13 protein-coding genes are annotated in these 15,557 nt (G+C 63.5%); 3 read left to right on the forward strand and 10 right to left on the reverse strand.

Going from position 1 to position 15,557, the window contains the following annotated elements; translation table 11 throughout:
- Positions 1-46 precede the first annotated feature (46 nt).
- From PSN43_RS02005 to PSN43_RS02035, 7 genes are all read right to left on the reverse strand, one after another.
- Positions 47-469: an ATP synthase F0 subunit B gene (locus PSN43_RS02005; protein WP_272699042.1), complete on the reverse strand. Its 423-nt coding sequence runs from the start codon at positions 467-469 to the stop codon at positions 47-49.
- A gap of 129 nt (positions 470-598) precedes the next feature.
- Positions 599-967, reverse strand: a complete 369-nt coding sequence (locus PSN43_RS02010; protein WP_272699043.1) for a bactofilin family protein — start codon at positions 965-967, stop codon at positions 599-601.
- Between the two features lie 56 nt (positions 968-1,023).
- Positions 1,024-2,136 carry a rod shape-determining protein RodA gene (rodA, locus tag PSN43_RS02015; protein ID WP_272699044.1) on the reverse strand — a complete coding sequence of 371 codons (1,113 nt, stop codon included), beginning with the start codon at positions 2,134-2,136 and terminating at the stop codon, positions 1,024-1,026.
- Entirely contained in the window at positions 2,126-4,000 is a 1,875-nt protein-coding gene (gene mrdA, locus PSN43_RS02020) for a penicillin-binding protein 2 (protein ID WP_272699045.1), read from the reverse strand. Before mrdA ends, rodA begins: the two co-directional genes overlap by 11 nt.
- Positions 3,984-4,469: a hypothetical protein gene (locus PSN43_RS02025; RefSeq protein WP_272699046.1), complete on the reverse strand. Its 486-nt coding sequence runs from the start codon at positions 4,467-4,469 to the stop codon at positions 3,984-3,986. Before PSN43_RS02025 ends, mrdA begins: the two co-directional genes overlap by 17 nt.
- The gene (gene mreC / locus PSN43_RS02030; protein WP_272699047.1) at positions 4,453-5,364 is read right to left on the reverse strand and encodes a rod shape-determining protein MreC; all 912 of its coding nucleotides are present in this window, start codon (positions 5,362-5,364) and stop codon (positions 4,453-4,455) included. The genes PSN43_RS02025 and mreC overlap by 17 nt, the downstream gene beginning before the upstream one ends.
- Before the next feature lie 92 nt (positions 5,365-5,456).
- Positions 5,457-6,500 (reverse strand): rod shape-determining protein, encoded by a 1,044-nt coding sequence (locus tag PSN43_RS02035; RefSeq protein ID WP_269940910.1) that lies wholly within the window; start codon positions 6,498-6,500, stop codon positions 5,457-5,459.
- Positions 6,501-6,677: 177 nt separating this feature from the next.
- Between PSN43_RS02035 and PSN43_RS02040 the strand changes: the two genes are divergently transcribed.
- On the forward strand, positions 6,678-7,649 hold the full coding sequence (locus PSN43_RS02040) for a TIGR01212 family radical SAM protein (protein ID WP_272699048.1): 972 nt from the start codon (positions 6,678-6,680) through the stop codon (positions 7,647-7,649).
- Between the two features lie 11 nt (positions 7,650-7,660).
- Positions 7,661-8,170 carry a methylated-DNA--[protein]-cysteine S-methyltransferase gene (locus PSN43_RS02045; RefSeq protein ID WP_272699049.1) on the forward strand — a complete coding sequence of 170 codons (510 nt, stop codon included), beginning with the start codon at positions 7,661-7,663 and terminating at the stop codon, positions 8,168-8,170.
- 301 nt (positions 8,171-8,471) lie between these two features.
- Here the strand turns inward: PSN43_RS02045 and PSN43_RS02050 are convergent, their stop codons facing one another.
- From PSN43_RS02050 to recQ, 3 genes are all read right to left on the reverse strand, one after another.
- A complete protein-coding gene (locus tag PSN43_RS02050; RefSeq protein ID WP_272699050.1) occupies positions 8,472-8,669 on the reverse strand; it encodes a heavy-metal-associated domain-containing protein in 198 nt (65 codons plus the stop codon).
- Positions 8,670-8,693: 24 nt separating this feature from the next.
- Positions 8,694-11,192, reverse strand: coding sequence for a heavy metal translocating P-type ATPase (locus PSN43_RS02055; RefSeq protein ID WP_272699051.1), 2,499 nt, complete (start codon positions 11,190-11,192; stop codon positions 8,694-8,696).
- Between the two features lie 159 nt (positions 11,193-11,351).
- Entirely contained in the window at positions 11,352-13,568 is a 2,217-nt protein-coding gene (recQ, locus tag PSN43_RS02060; RefSeq protein ID WP_272699052.1) for a DNA helicase RecQ, read from the reverse strand.
- A 112-nt stretch (positions 13,569-13,680) separates the two neighbouring features.
- Here recQ and PSN43_RS02065 point away from each other — a divergent pair, with 112 nt between their 5' ends.
- On the forward strand, positions 13,681-15,504 hold the full coding sequence (locus tag PSN43_RS02065) for a PocR ligand-binding domain-containing protein (RefSeq protein ID WP_272699053.1): 1,824 nt from the start codon (positions 13,681-13,683) through the stop codon (positions 15,502-15,504).
- The last annotated feature ends 53 nt before the right edge of the window (positions 15,505-15,557 follow it).

Here is a 15,557-nt window from a genome sequence, read left to right on the forward strand (position 1 = left end):
CGCAAAAAACACATAGGTACGTTTCAAGATCAACCCCTCCTCTTGTCTAAGCCTGGCCCAGGATCTTGCCTGTCGCCTGCTCAGCGTAGTCGTACACATCCTTGGACAGCTGCTCCATGGCGGCCTTGGCCTCGGCCTGAATCTCGGCGCGGGCGGCCTTGATCCGGTCGGAAGCCTCTTTGCCTGCCTCGGAAAGGATGGCCTGTTCCTGGGCCACGCCTTCGTCCTTCGCTGCGCTGCGGATATCTCCGGCCTCCTTGCGCGCCAGGGCGAGCTGGGCTTCGTAGTCCACCAGCTTTTCTTCGGCGCCTGCGTTGAACCCTTCGATCTTCTCCAGCTGGTCAGCCATCAACCCCTTGCGCTTCTTGATGATTTCGCGGACCGGGCGGATCAGCACGACGTTCAGCAAGAAGATCATGACAACGAAGTTCAGACCTTGGATAAAAATTGTTTTGTCAGGTATAACCATACCAAATGCCCCCGATGAGGTTGTGAATTTTGGCGCAAAGTCACTGCGAATTACCCAATTTCGCGGGTTGTGTCAAAGCCTTTTTCTCTTTGAACCTACGCGAATTCACGCATTCAAAACCGGTCAGGACTAATCGGCGTCCTGCTGCGGCTTTGCGCTCGAAGCGGCGTCCATGCTGCCCATGACGAGTTCGCCCTGGAGTACCGCGCCTTCCTCGACCACCAGGACCGGAGTCCTGATATTGCCCTGCAAATTGGCGGTCTTATGCAGAACAACCTTGTTCCTTGCCTCCACCTCGCCCTTGAATTTGCCGGAAAGAACCAGTTGGCCGACCTTGACTTGGCCGTCTACCGAGGCTTCCTGGCCGACGACGAGCGTTCCTTCGGAAACCACTTCGCCCTGGAAGTTGCCGTCGATGCGCACCGCACCTTGAAAATGCAACTTTCCGTGGTAGTTGGTTCCCGCCCCCAAAAACGCGTTTATCTCATCTCTGGCCATGAAAACCTGCTCCTGCAAAGACCGGGTTGTGAAAAAATGAGCTTGTTTCGTTCAGATCAGGACTGTTTGAACATGAACCGACGCATGGATACGTTGAGTACAAGCCCGACGAGGCAAAAGTTTACCAGGGTGGCGCTGCCTCCGTAACTGATGAACGGGAGCGGGATGCCGACCACTGGCATCAGCCCGAGGACCATACCTGTATTGATTAGGATTTGCCAGAAAAAATAGAAGAACACGCCCGCTGCCAGGTACGATCCGAAGAGTCCGCGGGCGTCCCTGGCGATAAGCACCATCTGGTAGAGGAACACGCAGAACAGCGACAACAGCACCATGGTCCCAACGAATCCCCACTCCTCGCCCAGAACGGCCACGGCGAAGTCGGTGTGGCGTTCCGGCAGGAAGCGCAACTGGGACTGTGTGCCCTCCAGAAAACCTTTGCCCCAGAAGCCGCCGGAACCGATGGCTATTTCGGATTGGATGATGTGGTAGCCCGCGCCGAGCGGGTCTGTGGTCGGGTCGAGGAAGGTCATGATCCGCTGTTTCTGGTAATCGTGGAGGAAGAACCAGGACAGGGGGAGCAGGCAGGGAATGATGAACAGGCAGGTTTTGAAGACGCGGGCCGTCACGCCGCGGTAGAGGGTCATGCCGCCCAGGATCATGAGGATGGACAGGCCGGAGCCAAGGTCCGGCTGCTTGATGATGAGTCCGGCCAGAACCAGCCCAACGCCCAGGACATAGGCCAGCCGAACGAAGTTCAGCGGCTCCCGTTCCTTGGACAGGATGCGCGCGCCCACGATGAGTATGGCGATTTTGGCCAGTTCCGACGGCTGGAAATTCATGAACCCGAGGTCGAGCCAGCGCCGCGCCCCGTAGATGGTCTTGCCCATGAAAAAGACGGCGATCAGCAGGATCACGGTGGTCCAGAACAGGGGCCAGGCCAGCGTCTTGAGGTGGCGGTAGTCGAAGAGCATGAAGGCCACCATGCCGACCAGTCCCATGAGTCCCCAAAGGAGCTGGCGGTGGTAGTAGGGGGCCATGTTCATGCCTTCCTCAAGCCTTGTGCCGCTGGCGGAATAGAGATTGAGCACGCCGATCAGGAATAGGATCGCGGCCAGCCCGAAGAGGGGCCAGTTGATGTGCAGCAGCAGCCTGCGATCAATGGGCACGGGGCTTCTCCTTGTGCTTGAGGGACAGTGCGCGCACGGCCCGGGCTTTGTCCTTCCGCTCTTCCGGGTTGGGAGTGACCTTGCCTTCGAAGAGGTAGTCGATGACCGCCTTGACGATGGGGCCGGCCCCGGAGCCGCCGTGCAGTCCGTGTTCGACCAGGCAGGCTATGGCGAACCGCCGCCCGTCCTTTTCCGCGGTGGCGGCCATCCAGGCGTGGTCGCGGAACCGGTAGGGAATCTCGTCGTCCTTGAGCTCCTTGAGCTCGTCGGTCAGGCGGACCACCTGGGCGGTGCCGGTCTTGCCGCCGACGACAACCCCTTTGGTGCGGATGCGGCGGGCGGTGCCGTGCTGGTCCTCCACGGTGTCGACAAGGGCCTTGTGCAGGAGCTCGAGGCGGGCTTCGTCGAGGGGAATCCGCGACTGGACCACGGGTTTTTCGTCCTTGAGCAACAGGGGCTTGAGCAACTTGCCGCCGTTGATCACCCCGGCAAAGAAGCGGACCACCTGCAAGGGCGTAACCAGGGTGAATCCCTGGCCGATGGACATGTTCAGATTGTCGCCGCCCTGCCATGCCTCGCCGAACCGCTTGAGCTTCCATTCGCGGGTGGGGATGTTGCCCGCTTTTTCGTGGGGCAGGCGGATGCCGGTCTTGTTCCCGAACCCGACGGCGTGGGCGAATTCGCTCATGCGGTCCACGGTCAGCTTCTTGCCGAGCTTGTAGAAATAGACGTCGCAGGACTCCACCAGCGCCCGGTTGAGGTCCACGTTGCCGTGGCCCCAGTGCTTCCAGCAGCGGAAGACCCGGCGGCCGAGCTTCATGGACCCGGAGCAGAAGACGGTCTCGTTGGGATCGACCATGTCGTATTGCAGCCCGGCTCCGGCGACTACGTGCTTGAAGATGGAGCCGGGAGGGTAGACCGACTGTATGACCCGGTTCTGCATGGGGTGCAGGGGATCGTCGCGGAGTTTGGCCCACTGTTTGGCGCTCAGGCCGGAGGAGAAGTCATTGGAGTCGTATGAGGGCGCCGTGGCCAGGGCCCACAACTGGCCGGTGTCGGCGTCCATGACGGCCACGCCGCCCGCTTCCTCCGAGAGCCAGTCCATGCACAGCTTCTGGAGGCCGAGGTCGATGGACAGGGAAATTTCGTGCCCGGCCTGCGGGTGCTTGAGAATGCGCTCCTTGAGCCGTCTGCCGTTGACGTCCACCTGGTACTGGGTCAGCCCCTTGATGCCGCGCATACGGTCTTCGAGCATGAGTTCGATGCCCTGTTTGCCCACATAGTCGCCGAGCGCCAGCTCCGGGCGTCCGGCCATGTCCTCCTCGTCCGCCTCGGCCACGTAGCCGATGACGTGCGCGAGCAGGGTGCCGTAGCGGTACAGCCTGCGGGGCCGGAACTGGATTTCCAGGCCGGGCCAGCGCAGTTTGTTGGTTTCCACCACGGCCAATTGGGCGAAGGTCAGGTCCGGAACGATGATGAGCGGCTCGAACGGTTTCACCCGTTTGCGGTTCTTGTTGTACAGGGTCTTGAGCTCGAAATAGTCCTTGCCGGTCCAGACGGCGATCTGGTGGACCAGGCGGTCCACGTCCGGGCAGTCCTCGCGGATGATGCCCAGGGCGTAAGCGGGTTCGTTCACGGCTATCAGGTCGCCGTTGCGGTCGCGGATGAGCCCGCGCGGCGAGGGGATGGACTCCTGCCGCAACTGGTTTTCCAGGGCCTGGATCTTGTAGTCTTCGCCCCGGTGGATCTGTAGATACCACAGCCGGATGGCGAACAGGCAGAACAGCCCCAGGATAAGGGCCTGGAGCAGGACCAGCCCGGAGCGCGGGGCCTGCTGTTCGGATTCGTTATAAAGGTCGGACATCCTGGCGCAACCTCTCGGGGAAGAAATGGTCGGTCAGGAACCATATGACCGGGAAGGCCGCTATCTGGACGGCGCCCTGGATGAGAACGGGCCGCATGGCCACCTGGAGGTTGGCCAGTGAGGACACGCTGTAAATGAGAACGGGATGGAGCGCGCCCGCCCACAGGCCGAGAAGGGCCATGAACAGGTAGGAGCGGGCCTCGAATATGCTGCGTCCCATGAAATAGGCGGCGGTCAGCAGGCCGAATTGGGCCAGGCCGTAGCCGAAGGGCAGGTTGCCCGCGCCCTCGGTGAGCAGAATCCAGAGCACGGCGAGCAGCAAGGTGCGCTGCGGGCTCTGCTCCTGGAGGGAGACGATGAGCCCGGGGGCGAAGACGTCGATGCCCGGCGCGGTCCGCTGGGCCCACACGCCGATGATGGTGTAGACGCCCCACCAGAGCAGGGAAAGGGCGCTATTGGTCGGCAGCACCGTTCGCGTCCTCCTTGGCGGTTTCGGTTCCGGCCTTGGCGTCCGCCGCATCGGCGGCCGGGGCGGCCTCCTGATCGTCCGGCTCCCGGCTGAGGAGCAGGACTTCCTCAAGGCTCGCCATGTCCACAAGCGGCTCGGCCTGGACCGTCAGGAACAGGGATATGTCGGACCGCTGGATTTTGGTCACGCGGGCCACGGGCAGCCCCTTGGGGTAGATGCCGGACAGGCCCGAGGAGAGCAGCAGTTCGCCGGGGTCCACGGTCGCGTTCTGGTTGACGTAGCGCAAAACCAGCGGCTTGCCGTATCCCTGGCCCGAAAGCATTCCGGGCGAGCGGTTGTTGGCCCCGATCACCGCGATGCGGCTGTTGGAGTCGGTCAGGAGCAGGACCGTGGAGGTGGCCGCGCCCGAACGCAGGATGCGTCCGACCACGCCCTTTAGGGATACGACCGGCATGTCGTCGATCACGCCCAGGGCCTTGCCCTTGTCCACGACCAGGGTGTCCAGCGCGCCCGCCGGGCCCATGCGGTGGCCGATGACCCGCGCTCCGGAAAAAAACCAGAGTTCGGGCGGGCGGAAGTCGAGCAGGGATTCCAGGCGCGCGGCGGACCGGGCCTGAGCCCCCAGGAGCATGTTGGTCCGGCGCAGCTTGGCGTCCTCTTCCTTGAGCCTGTCGTTTTCCTGTTTCAGGCCGACGAGGTAGATGTACCTGTACCAGAAACCCGTGACCTGCTCCGTCACCCATATGCCGGGCTTGAGCACGATGCCGGAAATGTCCAGGCCGGTATGGGACGACAGGGCGTCCAGGTGGCCGGTCCTGAGGTTCCACGTGAAAAGGGACAGGTACACGAACAGGCTTGCCACGACGAGGATGGCGATTCTCTTTTTTCCTCTCATGCGTCCTTCCCTGCAAACTTATGAAAGCGCACAATTGCGGCTTTCGGCAATCGTGCGCTTTCGGATAACCGGTATCGGATCATGCCGCGCCGTTAGTCGGTGGTGATGTCCTTGTACAGGTCGATATTGTCGAGCGCCTTGCCCGAGCCGAGAACGACCGCTGTGAGCGGGTCCTCCACGACCGTGATGGGCAGTTGGGTCTCGTGCTGCAACAACTGGTCGAGCCCCTTGAGCAGCGCGCCGCCGCCGGTCAGGACGATGCCCCGGTCCACGATGTCCGCCGCCAGTTCGGGCGGGGTCTGCTCCAGAGCGATGCGCACGCCCTGAACGATGCCCTCCACCTGTTCGCTGATGGCCTCGCGGACCTCTTCGGCGGTGATGGGGCGGTTCTGCGGGATGCCGGTGACCAGGTCGCGGCCCTTGACCTCCATGATCGGCTCCTCGTCCCCGAAGGGATAGGCAGAGCCGATGTGGATCTTGATCTGTTCGGCCGTGGATTCGCCGATGAGCATGTTATACTTGCGTTTGACATGCTGCATGATCGCCTCGTCCATCTTGTCGCCGCCGATGCGCACGCTTCGGGCGTAGACGATGCCGGACAGGGAGATGACGGCGATCTCGGTGGTGCCGCCCCCGATGTCCACGATCATGTTCGAGGTCGGTTCTGTGATGGGCAGGTTGGCGCCGATGGCCGCGGCCATCGGCTCCTCGATGAGATACACTTCTCGGGCTCCGGCGGACTGCGCCGATTCCCTGACGGCCCGCTTTTCCACCTGGGTGATCCCGGTGGGCACGCAGATCATGATCCGGGGACGGACCAGACGGCGGGAGTTGTGCACCTTGGAGATGAAGTGACGCAACATGGCCTCGGTGACCTCGAAGTCGGCGATGACGCCGTCCTTCATGGGCCGGATGGCGACGATGTTGCCGGGCGTGCGGCCGAGCATCTTCTTGGCCTCGCCGCCCACGGCCAGGACGGTCTTGCCGCCCCGCGAGTCCTTTTTGACGGCTACCACGGACGGCTCGGAGAGCATGACGCCCTTACCCTTGACGTAGACCAGCGTATTGGCGGTGCCAAGGTCGATGGCCAGGTCATTGGAAAATGAGCCGATGATTTTGTTGAGCAGGTTACCCATGTACCCCCCGTTCGAAATTCGAAAATATGTCAGAAGCCTATGCAAGAAACGCGCTTTCCAAGAGGCGAGAAGTGCGCTAGCGTACAATATGAACTGCAGATTCGTACCAAATGAAACCGGGTCTAGCAACATGCCAGCAGTGGGTTGCCATTTTTTTCTCGAGATTTTCTAAAAACCATGGTTCGCATTCATCGACTTTCCGCCTACCTCAGGAGGCGGTTCGGCGAGCGGGTTCAGAAAATTCCCCTGGACGCCGGATTCTCCTGTCCGAACCGGGACGGAACCCTGTCCCGCGAGGGGTGCGTGTTCTGCAACCCGCAGGGGTCCGGGTCCGGCCTGCTCGACAGAGGGCTTTCCATATCCGAACAATGGGCCTTCTGGCGTGACATCCATGTGAAGAAGCATGGCCTTCGCCTGTTCACGGCCTATCTCCAATCCTACTCCAACACCCACGGTCCGGCCGCCAGGCTGGCCGGCGTCCTGGATCGGCTGACCGGGCTGCCCGGCTTGTCCTGCCTGGCCATCGGCACCCGGCCCGACTGCCTGGACGACGAGAAGCTCGATCTTCTGGCCGAAAGCCGGGAGCGGCTCGGCCTGGCCGAAATCTTCCTGGAGCTCGGCCTTCAGACGGCGAGCGACGAGACGCTCCGGCACATCAACCGGGGCCACGACACGGCCGCCTTCGCCCAGGCCGCACGCGCCGCCGCCGAACGCGGCCTGACCGTGGTGGCGCACGTCATGGCCGGGCTGCCCGCGCCGCACGGCCGCGAGGGTCTTGCCGAGTTGCTCGATACCGTGGACTTCGTCAACAGCCTTCCGGTCGGCGGGATCAAATTCCACAACGTCTACGTCTGCCGGGGGACGCGGCTGGCCCGCTGGCATGACGACGGGCGATACGACCCGCCCACGCAGGAGGAATACCTGTATTGGCTCGGCGAGGCGGTCATGCGCCTCGATCCGCGCACGGTCGTTCACCGCCTGAACGGCAATCCGGCCCAAGGCGAACTCGTGGCCCCGGCCTGGGCGGGCAACATGCGCAAGGTGCACAACGCCGTCCGCGACCATTTCGAGCGCGAAGATATTTGGCAGGGCAAGCTGAACGGAGCCGGGAACGGGCCGCCCGAATGGTTCGATCCCGAACAGCCGTAAAGAGGGACGTTATGAACGGTGTCCGGAATGAATGGGTGCGCGGTGGGAAGATCGCCCTGTGCCTGTGTTGGGAAGACGATCGTGTGGTGCGCATCGAAACGGCCTGGGCCGGGGATGTGGCGGAGACCGGCCCGCTGTCCGAAGCCGCCCGTGAGCTCAAAGCGGCCCTGTCGCGCTACGAGGAGAGGCGAGAGCCGGGCTGGCCCGACCTGCCTCTGGATTTTTCCGGCATGAGCGATTTCCTGAAGAGCGCCCTTGAAGAACTGCGCCGCATCCCGTCCGGGACCACCCGGACCTACGGAGAGATGGCCGTCATCCTCGGGCGGCCCGGCGGCGCGCAGGCCGTGGGCCGGGCCATGGGGGCCAACCCGTTTCCCGTGCTCTATCCCTGCCACCGAGTGGTCGGCGCCAACGGAGCCATGACCGGCTTCTCCGCTTCGGGCGGCATCGAAATGAAAAAGACCCTGCTCCGCATGGAAGGCGCGGAACAAGGAATGTTGCCGGGACTTGAGCAGGAATAGGAATGCCTCCGGCGGCCAGAGGGGAACTTTCGAGAAAGTTTCCCCTCTGGACTCCCCTTCAAAGCTTTTTGTCGCGCCTTCGGCGGGTGCGCCGGATGCAGGCTGAATGCCCTGATGATGGGATGGAGTCTTTGGCGGCGAGTTTTTTTGCAGGCCGGGGTTCCCACATGCCCCTGACGGCCCCGCGAAGCGGCATAAAAAGTTTGGGAAAAGAAGGGGATGGGGGTTCGGGGGAAGGGGAGGAAACAACCCTTTTCAAAGGGTTTTTCCTCCCCTTCCCCCGGCCGCCGGAGGCATTCTTCTACCCCACGTATTCGAAGCCGATCTTGTCGATGGCGTCTTTGATGGCGTCCTTGTCGATGGGGGAGGGTTCCTCATAGGTCACGTTGCCGGTGAGCAGGTCGATGGACACGTTTTTCGCGCCCAATTTTTCCATGACTTCGGTGACGGACTTCACGCAATGCTGGCAGCTCATGCCTTTCACTTTGACTGTTGTCATGACGACTCCTTTGTCTGCTGAGGTTTATCCCTTGAAAAATCGCAGTCTGAGGGCGTTGGTGACCACGGTCACGGAACTCATGGCCATGGCCGTGCCCGCGATCATGGGGTTCAGGGTGGGGCCGCCGAAGATGTGCAATACGCCCGCCGCCACGGGGATGCCGATGACGTTGAAGGCGAAGGCCCAGAACAGGTTTTCCTTGATATTGCGCATGGTGGCTTTGGACAGGTTCAGCGCGGTCAGGATGGCCTTCAGGTCCGAGTGCATCAGGACCACGTCGCCGGACTCCACGGCCACGTCGATGCCCGAGCCCATGGCGATGCCGATGTCGGCCCGTGCCAGGGCGGGCGCGTCGTTGATGCCGTCGCCGACCATGGCCACCTTGCGGCCGTCGGCCTGGAGCCGGGCCACTTCCTCGGCTTTGCGGTCGGGCAGGACTCCGGCGATGACTTTGTCGATGCCCGCGCGTTCGGCGATGACGCCCGCATTGACCTGGCTGTCGCCGGTGAGCATGACCGGGGTTATCCCGGCCTTTTTCAAGGCCGCGACTACTTCGGGGGTCTCGTCGCGCATTTCGTCGGCAATGGCGAACAGGGCGTTGAGTTTGTTCTCGGAGGCGAAGTAGACCACGGTCGCGCCCTGATTCTCGTAGTGGCCCACGGCCTCCTCGGCGAAGCCGTCCTCACCGAAACCAAGGCCGTGCTCCTGCATGAGCGCCCAGTTTCCGATCATTACTTCACGATAGCCTATTTTCGCCTTGAGGCCCTTGCCGGGGATGGCTTCGAAATCGTCCGGGGCCGGGTAATCCAGGTTCTTTTCCTCGGCGTAGCGCACGATGGCCCGGGCAAGCGGGTGCTCGGACCGGCTTTCGGCTGCGGCGGCGAGGTAGACGGCTTCGGTCTGGGCCATGGTTCCCCTGACCATGGTGATGGCGGCCAGCTCGGGCCTCCCGTGGGTCAGGGTGCCGGTTTTGTCGAAGATTACGGTGTCGAGGGAGCCCGCTTCCTCCAGGGCGCGACCAGACTTGATGAGCACGCCGAGCTGCGCGCCCCGTCCGGCCGAGACCATGATGGACATGGGGGTGGCGAGTCCCATGGCGCAGGGGCAGGCTATGACCATGACGGCCACGAAGACGCGCAGTGAGAAGGGGAGTCCCGCCTGCCCGATGAAGTACCAGGCGAGTCCTGCGGCGAGGGCGGTGAGCATGACCGCGGGCACGAAATAGTAGCTGATGCGGTCCGCCAGGCTGGCGATGGGGGCTTTGGAACCCTGGGCCTCCTGCACGAGCCGGATGATCCGGGCCAGCACGGTGTCGCTCCCCACGCGGTCGGCGCGCATGGTCAGGGCACCCGAGGCGTTCAGGGTGCCGCCCGCCACGGTGTCGCCCGGCTGCTTGCCGACGGGCATGGGTTCGCCGGTGAGCATGGATTCGTCCACCGAGGAGCGTCCCTCGGTCACGGTGCCGTCCACCGGGATGCGTTCGCCGGGCCTGATGAGCAGCAGGTCGCCCGGCTCCACCTCGTCGAGGGGAATGGAGACCTGTACGCCGTCGCGGACCAGGGTGGCCGTGTCCGGGGCGAGCTGCATGAGCGCGCGGATGGCGTCCGAGGTCTTGAGCTTGCTGCGGGCTTCGAAATATTTGCCCAAGGATATCATTGCGATGAGCACGGCGGCGGACTCGTAGTACAGGTCCATGGCCAGGACGTGCGGGTCGCCCAGATTGAAAAGGAGCGCCACGGTGTTCCAGAGGGAATAGAGAAAGGCCGCGCCCGTGCCCATGGCCACCAGGGAGTCCATGTTCGGGCCGCCGCGGAGCAGGGCCGGAATGCCCTGGAGGTAGAAATTGCGGCCCGACCAGACCACGGGCAGGGTCAGCAGGAGCTGGACCAGGGCGAAGGTGGCCGGGGAGTGCATGGGGTCGAGGAATGCGGGCAGGGGCATCCCCCACATGTGGCCCATGGATAGGACCAGCAGGGGCAGGGCGAAGCAGAATGCCGGGATGAGAGCCCGCTTTTGGGCGTTCAGCCGTTGCTCGGCCTCGTGGCGGCGTTTCTCGAAGAGACCGGCCTCCTCGCTTCGCACTTCGGAAGAAAAGCCCGCGCCGGAGATGGCTTCGCGGATTTCCCGGCGGGAGACCAGCGAGGGGTCGAAGACGAAGTTGCCGGTCTCGGCGGCAAGGTTGACCGAGGCCGAGGACACGCCGTCCAGTCCGCCGACAACCCGCTCGATGCGCGCCGAGCAGGCCGCGCAGTGCATCCCGCCGAGATCGAGGTCCAGGGAGGACAGCCCGCCGGCCTCGGTTTCGGGGATTTCCCGGAACTCGGCTTCGAAGCCGAGCCCCTTTATCCGCTCGCCCACCTCTTCGGTGGTCACGGCGGCCGGATCGTAGGATAGGTCCATGGTTTCGGCGGCCAGGTTCACGGACACGTTGTCCACGCCGTCCATTTTGCCGACCACCTTTTCGATGCGCGCCGAGCAGGCGGCGCAGTGCATTCCCTTAACCTGTGCCGTTATTTTCTTCATGTTGATAACCTTTTTCAATTGGTGGGGCCAATATGGACACTCAGGCCGGGTTTGGCAAGGGGGAATAGGAGTCGGGCTGCTCGGAAGGGATGATCCCCGCAATCGGCGGCGTGTGCGGGGATGGGGCGGGAAGGGTGTCGGCTTGGGCGCGCGAACGGGCTAGGCCCGGTCCAGGCCCGCTTTGACCAGGCGGAGCAGATCATAGGGGAATGCGCCTTCCAGGGCCTCGAATACCGGATTGAGGGCCGAAACGCCCTTGGACCGGAATTGGCGCAGGGTCGATTCCACCTTTTCCAGGTCGGCGTCGGGCAGGCCGGCCGCGCGGCGGTAGTCGATTTTTCCCATGTTCACGGCCAGGATGAGATGCCGCCAGATGGAGGACGGCTTGAGGCCTCGCTTGTCGGCCACGGTTTCGATGTCGCCGAATTCGAGGAAAAGGTCGAGGGTGGCCTGGGCCGTGGCGGTGAAATCGGGTTTCTCCGTCGCTTCCCGTCTGCGCGCGTCAAGCAACTCCTGGGGAATTTCGGGGATGTTCGCGGGTCTGCCGTGCTCCTCCTCGTGGGCCTTGAGGCATTCCAGGAAAGCTTGGCCGAAACGGTCCAGCTTGCTTGCGCCCACGCCGGACATGCAGCCGAATTCCTCCAGGTCGCGGGGCCGGTAGCGCACGAATTCGAGCAGGGTCTTGTCCGCGAAGATGGCGTAGGGGGGCACGGACTGGGCTTCGGCCAGGGAGAGGCGCAGTTCGCGCAGCCTGTCGAACAGGGTCTCGGCTTCCCAACTGGTCAGGATGTCCTTGGCCAGGGTCGATCCCCGGCTTTTCTTTTTCAGGGCCCGCGCGGGCAGGACCGGGTCCTTGCGTAGGCGCACCTGCCGTTCGCCCTTGAGCACGGGCCAGGACCGTTCGTTCAGGGCAAGGGCGTTGAACCTGTCGAGGTCCACGGAGACAAGCCCGGCGGCCAACAGTTGGCGGTAGACGGTTTTCCATTCGTCCCTGCTCAGGTCCTTGCCTATGCCGTAGGTGGACACCTTGTCGTGGTCGAAGCGGATGACCTGGTCGGTCCGCGCCCCGGTCAGGACCTGGGCCAGGTGCTCGACGCCGAACCGCTGCCCGGTGCGGAAAATATTGGACAGGGCCTTCTGGGCGGTCACGGTGCCGTCGTATGTTTCCACCGGGGTCAGGCAGTTGTCGCAGTTGCCGCACGGCTCGATGTGCTCGCCGAAATAGGCCAGCAACGCCTGGCGGCGGCAGGAGGCCGTTTCCAGATAGGCGAAGAGCGAGCCGAGCTTGGCGTGCTCCAGCCGTTTGCGCGCTTCTCCCGCCTCTCCCGCGTCGATCATGGAGCGCAGGACCGCGATGTCCTGCATCCCGTAGCACATCCAGGCCGAAGCGGGCAGGCCGTCGCGTCCGGCGCGTCCCGTCTCCTGGTGGTAGGCTTCAAGGGATTTGGGCGGCTCCAGGTGGCAGACGAAGCGGACGTTGGGCTTGTCCACGCCCATGCCGAAGGCCACGGTGGCAACCATTATGACCCCTTCCTCGCGCATGAACCGTTCCTGGTTCGTGTACCGCTCCGCAGCGGACAGCCCGGCGTGGTAGGGCAGCGCGTTGAATCCGTTGTCGCACAGGAATTCGGCGGTCTGCTCCACCTTCTTTCTGGAAAGGCGGTAGACGATGCCCGCGTCGCCCGGATGGTTTTCATCGAGGAACCGCTTCAACATGCGTGTGGGGTTCTTCTTGGGGACCACGGTGTAGGTGATGTTGGGCCGGTCGAATCCGGTGGCGAAGACCCGCGCGTTTTCCAGGCGCAGGTTCTGCACGATGTCCGCCTGGGTGGGCTCGTCGGCGGTGGCGGTCAGAGCCAGCCGCGGCACGTCCGGGAAGCGTTCCCCGATGACGGACAGACGGGTGTATTCCGGCCGGAAGTCGTGTCCCCACTGCGAGACGCAGTGGGCCTCGTCGATGGCGAAGAGGGAGGGCTTGCAGCGGGCTATGAGGTCCAGGAAGCCGGGCCTGCACAGCCGCTCCGGGGCCACGTAGAGCAGGTCGAGCTGCCCGTTCAGGGCCATCTGCTCGATGTCGTAGGCGGTCCCGGGGTCCATGGCGGAGTTGAGGCAGGCGGCGCGGACGCCCATCTGGGTCAGCCCCTGGACCTGGTCCTGCATGAGCGCGATGAGCGGGGAGACGCAGACGCCCACGCCGGGCCGCAGAATGGCCGGGATCTGGTAGCATAGGGATTTGCCGCCGCCCGTGGGCATGAGCACCAGCGAGTCGCCGCCGTTCATGACGTGGTCGATGACGGCTTCCTGCAATCCGATGAAGGCGGGAAAGCCGAATACCGAGGAAAGGACGTCGCGCGGAGTGGGAGCGGAACCGGACATGGGGAGCCAGCCTAGGGCAAAGGGGCGGGGATGGCAATGACCTCGGCGGTGGTTTGACTTGTCTGCCGTTTTATTGGACAAGTTTAATCCTCGATGAACCATAGGGGGAAAATTGAATAGGGAAGCGTTGCAGCGAAAGGTGTCGGCCCTTCGGCGGGAGCTGGCCGATGCCGAGGAATGTCTGTCGTCCATGGGCGGCGGGATCGCCTCGACGGATGGAGTTGAGTTGTTGGATTTGTTCGAGGTGGAGGAACTTCAGGCGATACAGGATGCCTTTTCCTCGGTTACGGGAGTCGCGTCGATCATCTCCACGCCCGAAGGCGATCCCATTACCGCCCCGAGCAATTACTGCCGTTTGTGCGGCGAAATTATCCGCAAGACCGAGAAGGGCCTTGCGGATTGCCAGCGGTTTGACGCCGGACTCGGCCGTTTCAATCCCGGGGGGGCGACTCTTCAGCCCTGCGAGAGTTCCGGCCTGTGGGGCGGAGGCGCGTCCATTTCCGTTAACGGCCGCCATATCGCCAACTGGCTCATAGGCCAGGTGCGCAACGAACATGCGGACAAGGCCAAGGCGCTGGCGTACGCCCGGGAGATCGGGGTCGCCGAAGCGGAGTTTTTCCGCGCCTTCGAGGAGGTCGCGGTCATGTCCCAGGAGCGGTTCGAGGAGGTGGGCAGGGCGCTTTTCCTCCTGGCCAACCAGATGTCCTGGATCGCCTACCAGAATTTCCAGCTCAACGACAACATCCGCGAAATACGGTCGGCCCATGAAGAGGTCATGACCCTGCGCAACTACCTGGCCAACATCATCGACTCCCTCCCTTCCATACTGGTGGGAGTGGATTCCGAAGGATGCATCACGCATTGGAACATGCACGCGGCGGAGGCCACCGGATTCGGTCAGAGCGAGGTCGCGGGGCGGAGGCTGTCCGAGGTCCTGCCCGACCTTGGCGAGGAGTTGCGCAAGGCCGCGGCGGCCATTGCCCAGGGTGCTCCGGCGGTCCACGAACGGGTGCCCGAGGATGTTGATGGGGAGCGCCGTTTCCGCGACGTGTCGGTGTTTCCCCTGGTGGCCAACGGAGTCCGTGGCGCGGTGGTCCGGGTGGATGACGTCACTGAGAAAGTGCGTATCGAGGAAATGATGGTCCAGTCCGAGAAGATGGTTTCCGTGGGCGGGCTTGCGGCGGGTATGGCTCATGAGATCAACAACCCGCTCGCGGCCGTTCTGGGCGGAGCCCGGCTCGTCCGCAAGCGGCTGCTCGAAGACGGCGGCCGCAATGGGCGCACCGCCGAGGCGTGCGGCACGGATATGGACGCCATAGGGCGGTACGTGCGTGCCAGGGGCGTGGACGCCATGCTCGACGCGATCATTGAATCCGGCGAGCGGGCGGGCAAAGTGGTGACCAACATGCTCGGCTTTTCGCGCAGGACCGACGGCGAGGCTGGCGAAGTGGACGTGGCCGTCGTCCTGGACAAGGCTGTGGAGCTTGTCCGGAACGGGCAGGATCTGGAGCATACCTATAATTTCAAGGACATCGAATTCGACAGGGAATACGTCGGGGGACCGTTTCCCGTCCACTGCGAAAAGAGCAAGCTGGAGCAGGTCTTTTTCAATATCCTCAACAACGGGGCGCAGGCCATGACGTCCGCCCGGAGCGAGACCGGCAGGCCGCCGCGGTTCATCCTGCGATGCGGGTACACAGGCAAGGCCATCCGCATAGAGATCGAGGACAACGGGCCGGGTATGCCCGAGGAGGTCCTCCGCCGGGTTTTCGAGCCGTTTTTCACTACCAAGAAGGCGGGCATGGGAACCGGGCTCGGCATGTCCGTGTGTTATTTTCTCGTCACCGAGCACCTGGGAGGGAACATGCGGGCGGAGTCCTCCCCCGGCCGTGGCGCGACCTTCTTTATCGAAATCCCGGCATCCGGGGCGGAATAGGCAGGGGAGCGGGCCGTCTCCGCCCTTGCCAGGGAAGGCGGCCGCGTATATTG

The organism is Desulfovibrio sp. Fe33 (genome assembly GCF_028532725.1).
In the GTDB taxonomy this organism is placed as follows: domain Bacteria; phylum Desulfobacterota; class Desulfovibrionia; order Desulfovibrionales; family Desulfovibrionaceae; genus Pseudodesulfovibrio.